Annotated in this window: 1 protein-coding gene; it reads right to left on the bottom strand. The window is 67.9% G+C overall.

Features of this window, described 5'->3' with window-relative positions:
• Window positions 1-832 (bottom strand): Ig-like domain-containing protein (locus tag ENZ75_RS33155; protein WP_206617177.1); only part of this gene is annotated, 832 nt, incomplete at both ends.

Here is an 832-nt window from a genome sequence, read left to right as displayed (position 1 = left end):
GCCGCCGCCCGCCGCCGCACCGTCGGCGCCGAACACGTCGTCCGTGCCGTCGCTCAGCACGTTGCCGAGCACGATCCCGCCCTCGACAACGCTGTTGGTGTCGGCATGGGCCGTCGGCACGTCGTCGACGATGTCGATGGTGATGGTGTTGGTGATCGTGTTGCCGTTGGCGTCGGTGGCCTGGTAGGTGAAGGTCTCGACATTGTTGACGGTGTTGGTGCCGTTGTTGGCGTCGGCGCCGTCGACCGGCGAGGTCAGCGTGTAGCTGTAGGTGCCGTTGGCATTGAAGGTCAGCGTGCCGTGCGCGCCGATGGCGTTGCTCACCAGTGCGTAGGTGTAGGGCCCGGTGCCGCCCGATACATTGTCGACGACCGTTCCGGCGATGGTCTCGGCGGTGCTCGACGGGTTGCTGCCGATCGGCAGCGCCGCCTCGTTGACCGTCAGGTCGTCGTTGGAGACGGCAAGGCCGCTGTCCGACAGGTTGATGGTCAGGGTCGTCGTCGACAGGTCGCCGTCGCCGTCCATGATGGTGTAGACGAAGGTCTCCGTTGCGCCTGCCGGCGGAACCACGTTGGGCAGGCCGTCATAGCTGTAGCTGCCATTGGCCTGCAGCGTCAGCGTGCCGAAGCTGCCGTTGATCACCGTGTTGACGCCCGTCGTCACCGCCGTCGTGGTGTCGCCGCCCGCAACGCGGACCCCGACAACGCCGCCGCCCGCCGCCGCACCGTCGGCGCCGAACACGTCGTCCGTGCCGTCGCTCAGCACGTTGCCGAGCACGATCCCGCCCTCGACAACGCTGTTGGTGTCGGCATGGGCCGTCGGCACGTCGTCG

This window comes from Mesorhizobium sp. M7A.F.Ca.CA.002.04.1.1, from assembly GCF_004022805.1.
Taxonomy (GTDB): Bacteria; Pseudomonadota; Alphaproteobacteria; order Rhizobiales; family Rhizobiaceae; genus Mesorhizobium; species Mesorhizobium ciceri.
The sequence above is the reverse complement of the archived record's forward strand: the minus strand, read 5'-3'. Positions and strand labels throughout refer to the sequence as shown.